Annotated in this window: 11 protein-coding genes; 6 read left to right on the forward strand and 5 right to left on the reverse strand. The window is 69.8% G+C overall.

The genetic code is table 11. The annotated features are described in order from the left end of the window. Positions 1 to 21 precede the first annotated feature (21 nt). On the reverse strand, positions 22 to 3,597 hold the full coding sequence (locus ACFSVL_RS08590) for a discoidin domain-containing protein (protein WP_378302179.1): 3,576 nt from the start codon (positions 3,595 to 3,597) through the stop codon (positions 22 to 24). Positions 3,598 to 3,932: 335 nt separating this feature from the next. Here ACFSVL_RS08590 and ACFSVL_RS08595 point away from each other — a divergent pair, with 335 nt between their 5' ends. The 6 genes from ACFSVL_RS08595 (at position 3,933) to ACFSVL_RS08620 (ending at position 12,675) form a co-directional block, all read left to right on the forward strand. Continuing rightward, positions 3,933 to 4,943, forward strand: coding sequence for a LacI family DNA-binding transcriptional regulator (locus tag ACFSVL_RS08595; RefSeq protein WP_378302181.1), 1,011 nt, complete (start codon positions 3,933 to 3,935; stop codon positions 4,941 to 4,943). Between the two features lie 146 nt (positions 4,944 to 5,089). Beyond that, complete coding sequence (locus tag ACFSVL_RS08600) at positions 5,090 to 6,469, forward strand: ABC transporter substrate-binding protein (protein ID WP_378302183.1); 1,380 nt, start codon at positions 5,090 to 5,092, stop codon at positions 6,467 to 6,469. Next, positions 6,447 to 7,421: a carbohydrate ABC transporter permease gene (locus ACFSVL_RS08605; RefSeq protein WP_378302185.1), complete on the forward strand. Its 975-nt coding sequence runs from the start codon at positions 6,447 to 6,449 to the stop codon at positions 7,419 to 7,421. The genes ACFSVL_RS08600 and ACFSVL_RS08605 overlap by 23 nt, the downstream gene beginning before the upstream one ends. Then, positions 7,418 to 8,287 (forward strand): carbohydrate ABC transporter permease, encoded by an 870-nt coding sequence (locus ACFSVL_RS08610; protein WP_378302187.1) that lies wholly within the window; start codon positions 7,418 to 7,420, stop codon positions 8,285 to 8,287. Before ACFSVL_RS08605 ends, ACFSVL_RS08610 begins: the two co-directional genes overlap by 4 nt. 49 nt (positions 8,288 to 8,336) lie before the next feature. Continuing rightward, a complete protein-coding gene (locus ACFSVL_RS08615) occupies positions 8,337 to 9,929 on the forward strand; it encodes a glycoside hydrolase family 13 protein (protein ID WP_378302189.1) in 1,593 nt (530 codons plus the stop codon). Between the two features lie 400 nt (positions 9,930 to 10,329). Beyond that, positions 10,330 to 12,675, forward strand: coding sequence for an alpha-L-fucosidase (locus ACFSVL_RS08620; RefSeq protein WP_378302191.1), 2,346 nt, complete (start codon positions 10,330 to 10,332; stop codon positions 12,673 to 12,675). Here the strand turns inward: ACFSVL_RS08620 and ACFSVL_RS08625 are convergent. Genes ACFSVL_RS08625 through ACFSVL_RS08640 form a run of 4 tightly spaced genes read right to left on the reverse strand, consistent with a single transcriptional unit; the run spans position 12,656 to position 14,915 of the window. Then, the gene (locus ACFSVL_RS08625) at positions 12,656 to 13,090 is read right to left on the reverse strand and encodes a CBS domain-containing protein (RefSeq protein WP_378302193.1); all 435 of its coding nucleotides are present in this window, start codon (positions 13,088 to 13,090) and stop codon (positions 12,656 to 12,658) included. The two genes, ACFSVL_RS08620 and ACFSVL_RS08625, sit on opposite strands and share 20 nt — an antisense overlap. Beyond that, positions 13,087 to 13,269, reverse strand: a complete 183-nt coding sequence (locus ACFSVL_RS08630; RefSeq protein WP_378302195.1) for a hypothetical protein — start codon at positions 13,267 to 13,269, stop codon at positions 13,087 to 13,089. The genes ACFSVL_RS08625 and ACFSVL_RS08630 overlap by 4 nt, the downstream gene beginning before the upstream one ends. Beyond that, positions 13,262 to 13,615, reverse strand: a complete 354-nt coding sequence (locus ACFSVL_RS08635; protein WP_378302197.1) for a hypothetical protein — start codon at positions 13,613 to 13,615, stop codon at positions 13,262 to 13,264. The genes ACFSVL_RS08630 and ACFSVL_RS08635 overlap by 8 nt, the downstream gene beginning before the upstream one ends. Before the next feature lie 34 nt (positions 13,616 to 13,649). Next, on the reverse strand, positions 13,650 to 14,915 hold the full coding sequence (locus ACFSVL_RS08640) for a PucR family transcriptional regulator (RefSeq protein WP_378302199.1): 1,266 nt from the start codon (positions 14,913 to 14,915) through the stop codon (positions 13,650 to 13,652). Positions 14,916 to 15,119 lie beyond the last annotated feature (204 nt).

Here is a 15,119-nt window from a genome sequence, read left to right on the forward strand (position 1 = left end):
GCGACCGGCGGGCACTCGCGGTCAGTTCCGGTTGATGACGAAGGTGCTCGTCGTGTTCCGGATGTCCTGGTCGTTGTCGCTCAAGGCGAGCCCGGTGAACGTCGCCGAGCCGACGGCCGGGCCCTGACCGGGTTCCGGCAGCTCGTTGGCCCAGATCCCGATCCCGGACTTGGCGTCGAACTCGTCGCCGCTGCGGTGCGCCCCGCTGATCGACACGTTCGCGAGCGTCGTGTCCTGGACCGGGTTCTCCGGCTGGCCGCCGGTGTACTTGGTCTGGAACATGATGCCGCTGTAGGTCGGGCTCTGGATGTCCACGTCGGACAGCCGGATGCCGCGGAACTCCTTGGACGCGGAGAACATCCAGATCGCCGGGAACGTCTGCTTGCCCCAGAAATGGCCGCCGGCGCGGACCAGCGAGGCATTCTGGACGGTCGTCGGCTGCGGCCCGAACCCGAGGAAGGGATAGCCGAAGTCGAGCGAGCTGAGCGTGATCCCGGAGTACGTCAAGGTGTCCGCGATGTAGAGGTTCCGGAAGGTGTTGTTGTACCCGCCGTACACCGCGAGGCCCGCCGCGCGCCACGGAAGCAGCACGGTGAGGTTTTCGAACACGTTGTCGTACTGGTTGCCCTGGTTGAGGTCCGTGGCGGCGAACAGCGCGAAGCTGTCGTCGCCGGTGGAGCGGGCCTCGTTGTTGGTGACGTGGTTGCCGGTGCTGCCGTTGGTGAAGTTGACGCCGTCGGCGAACGTGTCGCGGATGCGGGTGTTCTTCACCGTCGAGTTGTCCACATTGGTCGCCCAGAGCAGGCACATCTGGTGCTCCACCCAGATGTTGTCGATGGTCATGTTCGTGACGCCGGTGAAGTTGAAGACCTTGCCCGGGCCGTCGATGCGGGAGGTGTAGTTCCCGAACACGGCGAACCCGCTGAACGTCGACCCGCTCGCGCTCGCCTGCGCGTCGAAGCCGATGTCGGTGTTCTCCTGTCCGGCGGGCGCGGTGAACCTGGTGAACCACGGCCCGGCGCCGAGCACCGTGACCGGCTTGCCGTACACGGTGAACTTGCCGGACACCGGGTACTGCCCGGCGGGAAGGTAGACGCCGGTGAGGTTCGGGTCCTGGCGGACCTTGTCCAGCGCGGCCTGCACGTCCTGCTGCGTGAACCCGGCCGGGACCGCGTAGTGCGCCGGATCCGGGTTCGCCGTCGCGGCGGCCAGCTCGAAGTTCACGAAGTCGATCGCGTAGTTCGCGCTGTTCGCCGCGTCCTTCTGCAGCTTGATCTTGTGCCCGGCGGGCACCGTCGTGCCGAGCAGGAGACTGGCCTCGTCGTAGATGTGGCGCGCCGGTCCCGCGCCCGGCGAGTTTCCTGGGGAAGCTTCCGGACCGTAGAGCCACGCGTAGTGCGAGGTGAGGTCGATGGCTTTGAGGAAGGTGCCGTCGACGTACACGTTCAGTGTCGAGTTCTGCCCGCCGCCGCCCGCGGCGTCCGGTATCGAGAACCGCGTGACAAGAGTGTTGGTCGCCGCGCGGGTGGTGAACTCCACCGACGAGCCGGTCGCGTTGAGGGTCACGGCTTTGCGGCCCGACGCTTCGCCCGCGAGGTCGCCGATCGTCCGATTCGGACCGATCACCGACGCACCGCCCGCGACGACGCCGTCCTCGGCCTCGTACATGTCGTACGGCATGTTCGCGCCGCGGCCGACGAACAGCGATTGCGTGCTGCTGTTGTTGCCCTGCTTAGCAGGCAACTCGTTGGCGTCGTTCGCGACGACGGTCTTCACCGCGTACCGGCCGTTGGCCGCCGTCCAGCCGCCGACTGCCACCGGCGCAGTCGCTCCTGGGGCGAGAACACCGGAGTAGGAACCGCTCAGCGTTTTGACGACCGTCCCGGTCTGGTCGGCGATCGTCACCGTGACGCCGTGCGTGCCCGCCGAGGAAGCGACCGTGCCCTGGTTGCGCAGTGTCGCGGTGAAGGCGACGGAGTTGCCCGCGGACGGGTTGTTCGGCGACCACGCTGTAGCCGCGACGAGGTCGGAACTCTGCACCGGACTGACGGTCAGCGGCGTCGAACTGGTGTAGGAGTTGTTGTCCTCGTTCTGTTCGACAACGGTGTTGGCTTCGTCGACCTTCGCGGTCACGTCGTAGTCGCCGGCGTCCCGGGTGCCGATGTTCGCCGACACCGTCGTGGACGCTCCGGCCGCGAGCGCGCCGACCGCCGCCGTGCCGACCTTCGTCTTGCCCAGGTAGAGGTTCACGTCGGTCGCGGCCGAGGCCGCCGTGCCGGCGTTGCGGACCGTCGCCGACGCGGTGATCGCGTCGGTCTCCACCGGCTTCTCCGGCGACCAGGAGACCCCGGAAACCGTCAGATCCGGATTCGGCGCGGGAACGCCGAAGACCTGGAACTCCGCGGCCTGGCCACCGCTCGCGCCGGAGTTCGCGGTGAAGCGCAGGCGGACGTCACTGGCGCGGCCGCTGACCGGGATGGTGACGATGTTGCCGCTCGCGGGGTCGAACCGGTACGTCTGCGCGGCCACCAGCGTGGTGAAGTCAGCCGCGCCCTGGTCTCGGCCCTCGACGGCGATCGTCTGGGTCCGCGCGCTCCACGCCGGGTCCGGGTTGAGCTTCACGACGACCCGGTCGAGGTCAGCGTGCGAACCGAGCGCCACGGTCAGCAGGTTCGGGTACGCCCCGCTCCCCTCCCAGTACGTGGTCACCGAGTCGTCGTTGGCGTTCGCCGCGACATACGTCTGCTGGGTCGACGAAGCCGTGATTGGCTTGCGCAGCGCGAGATTCGTGCCGCTCTGGGTGCCGTTGCGGGTCACCGTGGCGCTGTTGGCCGACTGGTTGCCCGCTGCGTCGCGGGCGCGCACGTAGTAGGCGACGCTCGCGCTGGCGGGCTGATTGTCGGTGTAGGTAAGCACATCCCCGGCGACGCTGCCGCGGAGCTGGCCGTTGGCGTACACGTCGTAACCGGTGACGCCGAGGTTGTCCGTCGAGCCCGACCAGGTCAGCCGGATCTGTCCGCTCGCGGGCTCGGTGTAGGCGAGGTTGCCGGGCGCGGACGGCGGCTGCGTGTCGCCTCCGGCTGGGCCGTGCACCTCGAACTCCGACAGCTGCGCGGCAGGCCAGCCGGTGTTGGCCGTGACATTCAGCCGCACGTAGCGGGTGCTGGCGGTGAGGTTCACCGTGACGGTGTTGCCGGTCGCCGGGTCGAACCGGTAGCCGGCCGACGGCACGAGATCGCTGAAGCTCGCGCCGTTCGCGCTGCCCTGCACCGCGAAGGTCTGGGTGCGGGCCTCCCAGTTCGCGGGCAGCTTGAGCACGAGCTGGGCGACGTTCGCCGTCGTGCCGAGATCGGCCTGGATCCATTGGGGGAACTGGTTGTTCGCGCTCTCCCAGTAGGTGGCGCGGTCGCCGTCGCCGACGGTGGCGACGGGGTAGCCGGGGAGCTGGCTGCTGGCGGTGTACGTCGCGGTGGCGGCTTGCGCGGCGGGCCGGACCGGGGTTTCGGCCGACGCGCTGGTCGCCGGCCAGGCGGGCGCGGCCAGCAGCAAGGACAGGGCGCAGGTCGCGACGCGAGTGAGGAGTCGCTTCGTTCTCATGGGTTTCCTCTGATCCAAGGAGGAGGGAGACGACGTGCTCGAGAACGCCCCGCGCGGCGCGGGACGACGGGGACCGGGGAGCGGACGGGCGGCGAACCCGTCCGGGGGCGCACGGGAACAGCACGGAACAGTCGGCATGGCACCTCTTCGTTGAGGAGCGGCTCGGATCTAGTCAGGGATTTTCACTGATTCGTTCAAGAATTACAACCGAATGACGACGGGAAGTCAACGATGTTTCCGCCAGCGCACCGCGCGCCACCAGCGCTTTCTCTCCGCTTGCACAGCTCAGGCACGCCCAGTCGGAAATTTGCGCTCGTTTGCGGTAACTTTCTCTCATGACACGTCGTCTTGCCGAAGTAGCCCGCCAGGTCGGGGTCAGCGAAGCCACGGTCAGCCGGGTGCTCAACGGCAAGGCCGGGGTGTCCGCGAGCACCAGGGCCGCCGTGCTCACCGCGCTGGACGTGCTGGGCTACGAGCGGCCGACCCAGCTGCGCGGCGAGCGCGCCCGGCTGGTCGGGCTCGTGCTGCCGGAGCTGCAGAACCCGATTTTCCCGGCGCTGGCCGAGGTCATGGGCAACGCGCTGGCCCAGCAGGGCTTCACGCCGGTGCTGTGCACGCGGACCGCGGGCGGGGTGTCGGAGGCGGAGTATGTCGAGATGCTGCTGCAGCAGCAGGTGTCCGGCGTGGTGTTCGCCGGCGGGATGTACGCGCAGGCCGACGCCGCGCACACGCACTACCACCATCTCGTGGAGCGCAGGCTGCCGACGGTGCTGATCAACGCGGCAGTCGGCCACCTCGGCCTGCCGCAGGTTTCGTGCGACGACGCGGTGGCCGTGGAGCAGGCCGTCGGACACCTGAGCTCGCTCGGCCACGAGAAGATCGGCCTGGTGCTGGGGCCGAGCGACCACGTGCCGTCGCGGCGCAAGCTCGAGGCGTTCCGGGTGCACGCCGCGAAACTCGGGCTCCCGGTGCTGGACGAACTGGTGGAGCACGGGATGTTCTCCATCGAGGGCGGGCACGCGGCCGCGGCCCGGCTGTACCCGCGCGGAGCGACGGCGGTGCTGTGCGCGAGCGATCCGCTGGCACTGGGCGCGATCCGCGCGGCCCGGCGGCAGGGCCTGTCCGTGCCGGGCGACATCTCCGTGGTCGGCTACGACGATTCGGCGCTGATGAACTGCACCGACCCGCCGCTGACCACCACGCGCCAGCCGATCGAGGCGATGGGCCGCGCGGTGGTCGAACTGCTGGTGAAACGCATCAACGGCGGCGAGGTGGCGGTGGAGGAGCTGCTGTTCGCCCCGGAGCTGGTGGTGCGCGGATCGACTGCTCGCCGGAGCGGGTCGTGAGTGGCAATCCCGGCTAGAACCGGGATTGCCACTCACGACCCCACCTGTCCACATCTTGCGCCTTCCAGTCCACTTCTTGCGCACTCAGCCTTCGCGGCCTTATGGTGACCGCCGTCACCTGCTGTCCCCGCGAGATGAGGCTTGAGATGAGCAGACCCTGGTCCCCCGCCGCTCCCCGCCGGATGTTCGCGCTGCTCGCCGCAGTCGGCCTGGCGCTGGGCACGACCGCCTGCGGGAGCGGCGCGGATCCGGGCGGCTCCGCCGGGGGCAAGGTCACGATCACCGTCACCGGCCAGCCGCCGACCAGCCAGCCGTTCGAACGCGGCGTGTTCGACGCCGACGTCAAGGAGTTCGAGGCGGCGCACCCGAACGTCAAGATCGAGCCGCACGAAGGGTTCATGGACCCGAAGACGTTCGGCGCGAAGCTGGCCGGCGGGCAGCTCGAAGACGTCTACTACGTCTATTTCACCGATCCCGCCCAGATCATCGCCCGGCACCAGGCCGCGGACATCACCGAGGCGGTCAAGAAAGTCCCGCACGTCAACGACCTCAAGCCGGAGCTGCTCGACAACTTCCGCGGCGCGAACGGCAAGCTCTACGGCCTGCCGACGATGAACTACACGATGGGCCTGCTCTACAGCCGCCCGCTGTTCCAGAAGGCCGGGCTCGATCCGGACAAGCCGCCGCGGACCTGGGACGAGGTGCGCGCCGCCGCGAAGAAGATTTCCGCACTGGGCAACGGAATCGTCGGGTACGCCGACTACAGCAAGAACAACCAGGGCGGCTGGCACCTCACTGGCTGGCTGGCCTCGATGGGCGGCTCCGTCGCGCGCAAGGACGGCAGCAAGTGGGTCGCCGACTTCGACAACGAGAAGGGCAAAGCCGCTCTCACCATGCTCCACGACCTGCGCTGGACCGACGATGCCATGGGCAGCAAGCAGTTGCTGGAAGCCCAGGACGTCCAGCGGATGATGGGCGCGGGCCAGCTCGGCATGTACATGGCCGCCCCGGACAACGTCCCCGTGCTCGTCAAGCAGTTCAACGGCAAGTACGAGGACTACGGCATCGCCGGGATGCCGGACGGCAAGGGCACGCTGCTCGGCGGCGAGGGCTACATGATCAACCCGAAGGCGTCGCCGGAGAAGATCAAGGCGGGCCTCGAATGGATCCAGTGGAAGTACCTCAACCCGGACCGCTTCGAGAAGCACATCAAGCAGTACGTGGACGGCAAGCAGCCGGTCGGCCTGCCCGCCGAGCCGACCCCGGACGTCTGGCAGGGCGCGGTGCGCGAGCAGCAGCTGGCGCTGAAAGCCAAGTACGCCAACGTTCCCGCGAAGAACTACCAGTCCTATGTGGATACCACGGGCACGATCAAGGGCAGCGTCGAACCGCCGAACGCACAGCAGGTCTACGCGATCCTCGACAGCGTGATGCAGGCGGTGCTCACCGATCGGAACGCGAATATCGACCAGCAGCTCTCGTCCGCGGCGGCCAAGGTCACCAGTGTCCTCGCCCAGGTCAAGTAGCCTGCTCGCCTGGCCCGCGACGTCCTCGTCGCCGGCCAGGCGGCCGGCCGCCTCCCCCGCCGCCCGCCGCCGGGCCAGGCTGCGCCGCGCGCTCAAGGAAAACCTCACCGCGTACGGCCTGCTCTGCGCCGCGCTGCTCGTGTTCGCGCTGTTCTCCTGGTACCCGATCGTGCGCGGCGTGCTGCTGAGCTTCCAGCAGGTCGACTTCGTCAACCCGCCCACGTGGGTCGGCATCGACAACTTCGCCCGGCTGTTCGCGGACCCGCTCTTCGGCGTCGCCTGGCGGAACACGCTGCTGTTCACCGGTCTCGCGCTGGTTTTCGGCTTCGCGGTGCCGTTCCTGACCGCGGTGCTGCTCAACGAGATGCGGCACGCCCGGGCGTTCTTCCGGCTCGCGGTGTACCTGCCGGTGATGCTGCCGCCGGTGGTGACCGCGCTGATGTGGAAGTGGTTCTACGACCCGGGCTCCGGCCTGTTCAACTCCGCGCTCGGCGCGGTGGGACTGTCCGGCCCGCAGTGGCTGGATTCGAGCGGCACCGCGATGCTGTCGCTGGTGTTCGTCTCGACGTGGGCGAACATGGGCAGCACCACGCTGATCTACCTGGCCGCGCTCGGCACCATCCCCGGCGAGCTGTACGAGGCCGCCGAACTCGACGGGGCCGGGATGTGGAAGCGGCTGCGGCACGTGACGTTCCCGCAGACCCGGTTCGTGCTGCTGATGCTCCTGCTGCTGCAGGTTGTCGCCACCATGCAGGTGTTCACCGAACCGTACGTGATGACCGGCGGCGGCCCGGACGACTCCACGGTGACCGTGCTCCTGCTGCTCTACCGCTACGCCTTCGTCTACAACGACTTCGGCTCGGCGAGCGCAATGAGCCTGCTGCTGTTCGTGGCGCTCGGCGCGTTCTCGGCGCTGTACGTCCGGCTCACCAGGAAGGCGGACCAGGCATGAGGACGCTCGTCTCCCCCGGCGCGCTCCGCAGCCGCCGCGGCAAGGCGGTGTACGGCGTCGTCTTCGCCTGCACGCTTCTGGTGTTCGTGCTCGCGTTCCTGTTCCCGCTGTACTGGGCGGTGACCGGGGCGATGAAGACGCCGCAGGAACTGGCGCAGACCCCGGCCACGCTCGTCCCGCACGAGTGGCATCCGGAGACGTTCGGCGAGGCCTGGGACCGGCTCAGCCTCGGGAAGTACTTCCTCAACACCCTGGTCGTCGCAGGCGGGGCGTGGCTGGCGCAGCTCGCGATCGATGTCCCCGCCGCGTTCGCGCTGTCGAAGCTGCGGCCGAAGTTCGGCAACGTCGTCCTCGGGCTCATGCTCGCCACCCTGATGCTGCCCGCGGCCGCGCTGCTGGTGCCGACCTACGTCACCATCACCGATCTGCCGCTGGTGCACCTGAACCTGATCGACAACCCCGCCGCGGTGTGGCTGCCCGCCGCCGCGAACGCGTTCAACGTCTATGTGCTGAAACGGTTTTTCGACCGGATCCCGGACGAGCTGATCGAAGCCGCGCGGCTCGACGGCGCCGGGCCGGTGCGCACGCTGTGGCGGATCGTCCTGCCGATCTCGCGGCCGATCCTGGCCGTGGTGTCGATCCTCGCGGTCGTCACCGCGTGGAAGGACTTCATCTGGCCGCTGCTGGTGTTCCCGGACACCGGCAAGCAGACGCTTTCGGTGATGCTGCAGCGCGTGGCGATCGACATGCCGCTCAACGTGCTCACCGCCGGGATGGTGCTGGCCAGCCTGCCGATGGTGGCGCTGTTCCTGGTGTTCCAGCGCCAGATCCTGGCCGGCCTCACCGCGGGCGGGCTCAAGGGCTGACCCGGCCCGCTTCTCTCCGGCTTTCCCCACCACGAGGAGGGTTCTTTCCGTGACCGCATCCGCAAGACACGCCGCTGCCGGCTGGTGGCGCACCGCGGCGATCTACCAGATCTACGTGCGTAGTTTCGCCGACGGCAACGGCGACGGCATCGGCGACCTCGCCGGCGTCCGCGCCCGGCTGGACCACCTGGCCGCGCTCGGCGTCGACACGCTCTGGTTCACCCCGTGGTACCCGTCGCCGATGGACGACGGCGGCTACGACGTCGCCGACTTCCGCGACGTGGACCCGCTTTTCGGCACCCTCGCCGAGGCGGAGGCACTGATCGCCGAAGCGCACGGGCGGGGCCTGCGCGTGATCATCGACATCGTGCCGAACCACTGCTCCGACGAGCACCGCTGGTTCCGCGAAGCACTGGCCGCCGGCCCGGGTTCGGCTGCGCGGCAACGGTTCTGGTTCCGGCCCGGCCGAGGACCGGACGGCGCCGAACCGCCGAACAACTGGAAGTCGCGCTTCGGCGGATCCGCGTGGACCCGGGTGCCGGACGGCGAGTGGTACCTGCACCTCTACAGCTCGCGCCAACCGGACTTCAACTGGGACAACCAGGACGTCCGCGCCGAATTCGAGGACGTCCTGCGGTTCTGGTTCGACCGCGGCGCGGACGGGTTCCGCATCGACGTCGCTGACGGCTTGGTGAAGGACGCGCGGCTGCCGGACGTCGCCGACGGCGACGAGACGCCGTTCTCCGATCAGGAGGGGCTGCACGAGATCTACCGGTCGTGGCGGAAGATCGCGGACAGCTACCCGGGCGAGCGGGTGCTGGTCGGCGAGATGTGGCTGCCCGACCTGTCCCGCACCGCCCGGTACCTGCGCCGGGACGAACTGCACTCGGCGTTCAACTTCGATTTCCTGGTCTGCCCGTGGGATTCCGCGCGCTTCCGGGAGGTCATCGAGCGGACCTTGGAAGCGCACGACGCCGTCGGCGCGCCACCCGCTTGGGTCTTGTCGAACCACGACGTCACCCGGCACGTCACGAGGTACGGCCGGGCGGGCGACACCGGCTTTTCGTTCGCGGACCGGCTGCACGGCAGCTCGGTGGATCTGGTGCTGGGCACCCGCCGCGCCCGCGCCGCCGCGCTGCTGACGATGGCGCTGCCCGGCGGGATGTACGTCTACCAGGGCGAAGAGCTGGGGCTGTGGGAGGTCGAGGACCTTCCCGCCGAGCTGCGGCAGGACCCGGTGTGGGCGCGCACGAACGGCACCGACCCCGGCCGTGACGGCTGCCGGGTGCCGGTGCCGTGGTCCGGCGACGAACCGCCGTTCGGCTTCGGTCCCGGCGGTGCCTGGCTGCCGCAGCCGGCGGAATGGCGGGCGTACACGGCTGAAGCGCAGGCCGCGGATCCGGCGTCGATGCTCAGTCTCTATCGCGCCGGACTTCGGCTGCGCCCGGTGGACGCCGGGAGCCTGGAGTGGCTTTCGCTCGGCGAGGACGTGCTGGCCTTTCGCCGGGAGCCGGGGTTCACGTTCGTGCTCAACTTCTCCGGTTCGCCGGTCCCGCTGCCGCCGCACGCGGAGGTTCTGCTGGCCAGCGACCCGGTGACCGGCGACCTGCCGACCGACACGGCGGTCTGGCTGCGCTCCTGACCAGCGCCGCTGGCGGGCCGCGGCGGTGCCGCAAGCGCGAGGTTCGCTGTCCGTGAGGGCCACCCTGGGGGAATCTGATTCCCTCAAGGTGGCCCTCACGGACCTGCAAATACGGCCACAAACACCTTAACCAGACATTTCATCCCGCTTGAGTCCATTGTGGACAAAGGTAGGCCGAGGCGACATGGCGCAGGTTCCCGGCATCGGCTCTGCACCCTCCGGACCCCCTTCGCGGACGGACCCCGGCGGTGCTCCGCTGAGCGGGATCTCCTTGACAGCGTCCCAGTGCGCGCCGACGATGATTCATCAGATGTATCGACCGGATGCTCGCTCGATTTCCCTGATGATCCAGAAATTCCCCGCCAGGCATCGGACCACTGGACTTCACCGTGGAGGTTCCATGACGACCTATCCTCGCCGGCACGCGCTCGGCATGGCGCTCGGCGGCGCGGTGCTGCTCGGGCTTCCGGGCACCGCGACGGCCGGGCCCGCGCAGCCGGTCGTCACGGACGGCGCGGGCACCCCGGTCGTCCCGCCGCCTCCGCCGGTGCCGGTCCCGCTCGACGCGTGGTTCGACAACGACGGCATCGACTCCGCGAGCGCGCACGACGGGAACTTCGACGGTTCCGGCTACACCTTCCCGGCCGAGCAGATCCCGGCGGGCAGCACGGTCACGGCGGGTGGCGTGCCGTACCTGCTCGGGTCCGCCGCCGCTGGGGCGAAGAACAACGTCATCGCGCTCGGCCAGCGGATCGACCTGCCGAAAGGCCGGTACTACAACGCCGCGTTCCTCGTCGCGTGCAGCTACGGCAGCACCGGAGGCGACGCGACGGTCCACTACGCCGACGGCAGCACGACCACTGCCACCCTGTCCGGCTCAGACTGGTACGGCTCCGGCGGCGCCCTCGCGTCGACCTTCCGCTACGGGCCGGGCGGCGTCGCCGACCAGAACCCGGTGTCGATCGGCACCGCGCAGGTGTGGATCGACCCGGCGCGCGACGCGGTCGCGGTGACCCTGCCCAAAACCGCCCAGCCCGCCGCGAACGTGGCGAGCCTGCACGTGTTCGCGCTGACGCTGCAGCCGGTCGCGCAAGGCCGTTCGGCCGCCGTCCTCGACGCGCGCGCCACCGCGAACCTCCTGCAGGACGGCGGACCGCAGGCCGTCGAGGCGACGATCGTCAACACCGGCACCGTGTGGCTCACCGAGCGCGACCGGATCACCGTCACCCTCGACGTCCCAGGCGGCCGGGTGCGCACGCCTGCGCCGATCACCCGGCTGGCCCCTGGCGAGCAGACCGCGGTGCGGCTCGGCCTGACCGCTGATCGCGGCCTGCCGGCGGGAACCCCAGCCACCGGCCGGATCCGAGTGCTCGCCGACCGGTCGACGATCGCCACCCGGACGCTGCCGGTCCCGCTCGGCATCCCGGATTTCCGGCCGACCGACGCGTCCCTGTCCACCCACCGCGCGCCGTATTGGTTCAACGACGCCAAATTCGGCATCTTCATCCACTGGGGCGTGTACTCGGTGCCCGCGTGGGCTCCGGTCGGGCAGCAGTACGCCGAGTGGTACTGGAACAACCAGCAGGACCCCAACGGCCCCACCTACGCTTACCACGCCAAGACCTACGGCGAATCGTTCGTCTACGACGACTTCATCCCGCAGTTCACCGCCGCGAAGTTCGATCCGCGTTCGTGGGTGCGGCTGATCGAGGACGCGGGCGCGCAGTACTACGTGCTCACGTCCAAGCACCACGACGGGTTCGCCTTGTGGGACACCAAAGTCAGCGGCCGCAACGCCAAGAAGCTCGGGCCGCGCCGCGATCTCGTCGCCGACCTGTTCGCCGCCTCGCGCAGGTACACCCCGGGCCTGCGCAACGGCCTGTACTTCTCGCTGCCGGAGTGGTTCAACCCGGACAACCCGTGGATGGGCCACGCGCCGCGCAACCCGTACACCGGCGCGCCACTGCCCTACACCGGCTACACCGCCGGCCGCGATTTCGTGAAGGACCTCCAGGCGCCGCAGGTGCTGGAGCTGATCTCCGGCTTCGACCCGGACGTGCTGTGGTTCGACATCGGCGGCGTGAACGACAGCCGGGAGGTGCTCACCGAGTACTTCAACCGGGCGAAAAACCGGCGCAGGCCCAAGGACGTCACTTACAACGACCGTGGCGGCATCCCGGACCACGACTTCACCACGCCCGAGTACACGACGTACCCGAACACCGTCGTCGCGAAGTGGGAATCGAGCCGAGGCCTCGACCCGTACTCCTACGGCTACAACCGCGCGACGCCGGACGACAAGTACATGACCACCGACGACGTGGTGCACACGCTGGTCGACGTCGTGTCGAAGAATGGCAATTTCCTGCTGGACATCGGCCCGGACTTCGACGGCACCATCCCGGCGGTGATGCAGCAGCGGCTGCGCGAGACCGGCGAATGGCTGCGCACCAACGGAGAAGCCATCTACCGCACCACGTACTGGTCCCGGATGGCGCAGCTCGGCGACCTCCGGTTCACCGTGCGGCCGGGTTCGGCGTTCTACCTCACGTCGCTGGTCGCACCCGGCTCGCAGCTCGTCGTCGACGCCCCGGTCCCGATCCGGCGCGGCGACCGCGTGACGATGCTCGGCCACGGCGGGCCGCTGCACTGGACCCAGCATGACGGCCGGTTGGTGATCGACGTGCCTGCGTCCGCACGGGCGGCCGGGCGGCACGCGTGGGTGTTCAAAGTGGACTGGCGCTGACGGAGGTGGCGGCCCGAGCCCGACCGCGGGCCGCCACGTCTGCGTCCGAACAAAACCCGCGCCCGCTCCGCTTCAAACACAACAACCCCAGCAGCTCGCCGTCCTCATCGACCACCGCGAGCCGACGGCGCGGCATCCCCAGCCACGTCGCGTACAGATCCGCCTCCGGCCCGATCACCCGGCCGGCCAACCGGCCCGCCCGGTACGCCGGAAGCGCCTCCGGCAGCCCGGCGAGATCCGCCCGCTCCACGACCCCCAGCAGCGTCCGCCCGGCGACCACCAGCGCGGCATGCACGTGGTCGTCCTCGAAGAGCGCGCGCACCTCAGCGACGGTGGCCGTCGCGTCGAGGACCTTCGGGGCGCGGAGCATCGCCTCGCCGGCCGTTGTCGCGCCGCGGAAATCCGGGGCGGTCACTGGGGGTTGTTCCACTCCGCGTCGGCCTGGTCCGCCGCTTCGGTGCGCTCGCGCGCCAGCTCCAGCGCCCGTCGCGCGGTGGCCTCGTCAGGGTACGGACCGAGCCGGTCCACGCCGCGCGACTGACGGCCGCGCTCGACCTCGTGCGTGCGCGTGTTGTAGTACCACTGCTCAGACATCGTCCTCTCCCCACGGGATTGTCCGGGAATCCGGTGTCACGTCGCAGGTGCGTTCGTCCGCGCCCCTCGCCCGCACGACAGTCCCGGTGCCGCAGCCGCGCCAGGCGACCTCGATCCCCTGCGACTCGTCGCGGCTGGGCCCGATCGGGCCCCACGCGGCCGTTTCGACCGGAGCGACGTGGAAGCTCCGCGCGTCCGCCGCGACGCCGTCGACCTTCGTCACCTCGTAGGCGAAGACCGCGACCCGCTGCCCCACCGCCGGGGATCCCGGCGGCCACGGGTTGTCGAAGAGCCCGCCGCCCGGATTTCCCATGGTGGCGGCGGCGATGCGGCGTGGTTCGGTCATAGTGGTCCCCTCAAGTCTTGCGCGCCAACGGCTTTCAGTCGCCGCGCGCGGAGTCGGCGCGCAGCGCTTGCATCGCGGCGACCAGTTCGGCGACGTCGCGCGGGTCGGTGAGCGACCGGTCGGTGAGTTCCCGGATCCGGCGCAGCCGGTACCGGACGGTGTTGGCGTGGCAGTGCAGGGCCTGCCCGGCGCGGTCGGCCGAACCGCCGCGGGAGAAGTACGCGTCCAGCGTTTCGAGCAGCACTTCGCGTTCCTCCGCGGGCAATTCCAGCACCGCGCCGAACACCTGCTCGCCCAGCCGGCGGCCCTCGTCCGGGTCGTAGGCGACGAACGCGGCCAGCGGGCTCGGGTCGAACGCGCGGACCTCGCCCCGTTCCGGCGGGATGCCGGACAGCGCGGTCCGGGCCAGGTGGACCGCACGCGGGGTATCGGCCAGCGAACGGAACAGCGGGCTGACGCCGGTGCGGGCGAGCGCCAGTTCGCGCAGCAGGGCGAGCAGTTCGTCGTACTGGTCCTCGCGCAGCGACACCACGCCCGCCTGCAGCGTCGGCGAGAGATGCCACGCCGACACGATGCCGAGCTGCCCGAGCCGCCGTTCGACGCCGACCAGGCTCTCCTCGGCCAGCCCGCGCGTTTCGGCCGCGACCACGGCCAGCTTCCCGTCCAGCGACAGGCCGAGCAGCCGCCCGGCCTCCCACGGCCCGGCGTCGGACACGCGCTGGCCGGTCAGCAGCGCCTCGGCCAGCGCGGACCGCCGCCGCTGCTGCGCGACGAGCAGTTCCGCGCTCGCCGCCCGGTACGCCTCGGTCACGCGCACCGCGTGCTCGTCGGTGACCTGCCACAGCAGGCTGGCGACCTCGATCAGCACGTCGGTGTTGCCGATCTCGCGGGCACGGGCGGCCAGCAGGTCCCACAGCATCGCGCAGGCGATCCGGTACACCTGCAGCACCTCGGGCAGCGGCGCGCCCTGGTGCGCGCGGCGCCGTCCGGTCTCCTTCGGCGCGCGCTGGTCCGGGGGCTCGCTGCTGGCCAGCGCGTCCACCATGAACCGGAGGTTCACCGCGACCGACCGGTGCAGGTCCGCGCGCGGCACGATCTTCTCGTCCCGGTACAGCTCGATCCGCTCGCAGCTCGCCGCGCAGACGTCGTCGATCAGCCGGGGCAGCCGCTCGTCGGCCCACGCGACGAGTTCGGTCAGGGCGGCGGTCCGCACAGCGCTGTCCTCCCGGTCGGCAATGCCCGGGATGCTACCTCCGCCGGAGCCCTCGTCACGACGCACGCCTTCCGGCACGGCTGCCACGCGGATTTCCTTTCCCCGAAAACGAGGGCCGATTTCCCGGTCCGGTCTACTCGGGCGAAACGGTACCGTCAAGGCCGGCCGCACCATTTTCCCGCGCTATTGTGGAGCGGAACAGAAATGTTTGTCGCCGCCCACAACGACGTTGTCCGCATTCCCCTTCCGGATGCCCTCGCCGGGTCGTTGTGCTTGAATCGGGAAGAGAAG

Origin of the sequence: Amycolatopsis silviterrae, from assembly GCF_042684085.1 — a bacterium.
GTDB lineage: Bacteria > Actinomycetota > Actinomycetes > Mycobacteriales > Pseudonocardiaceae > Amycolatopsis > Amycolatopsis silviterrae.

Bases quoted from the DNA above. Each gene is read 5' to 3' on its own strand.
- ACFSVL_RS08590 (WP_378302179.1), bottom strand. From the start codon at position 3,597: ATGAGAACGAAGCGACTCCTCACTCGCGTCGCGACCTGCGCCCTGTCC.
- ACFSVL_RS08595 (WP_378302181.1), top strand. From the start codon at position 3,933: ATGACACGTCGTCTTGCCGAAGTAGCCCGCCAGGTCGGGGTCAGCGAA.
- ACFSVL_RS08600 (WP_378302183.1), top strand. From the start codon at position 5,090: ATGAGCAGACCCTGGTCCCCCGCCGCTCCCCGCCGGATGTTCGCGCTG.
- ACFSVL_RS08610 (WP_378302187.1), top strand. From the start codon at position 7,418: ATGAGGACGCTCGTCTCCCCCGGCGCGCTCCGCAGCCGCCGCGGCAAG.
- ACFSVL_RS08620 (WP_378302191.1), top strand. From the start codon at position 10,330: ATGACGACCTATCCTCGCCGGCACGCGCTCGGCATGGCGCTCGGCGGC.
- ACFSVL_RS08630 (WP_378302195.1), bottom strand. From the start codon at position 13,269: ATGTCTGAGCAGTGGTACTACAACACGCGCACGCACGAGGTCGAGCGC.
- ACFSVL_RS08635 (WP_378302197.1), bottom strand. From the start codon at position 13,615: ATGACCGAACCACGCCGCATCGCCGCCGCCACCATGGGAAATCCGGGC.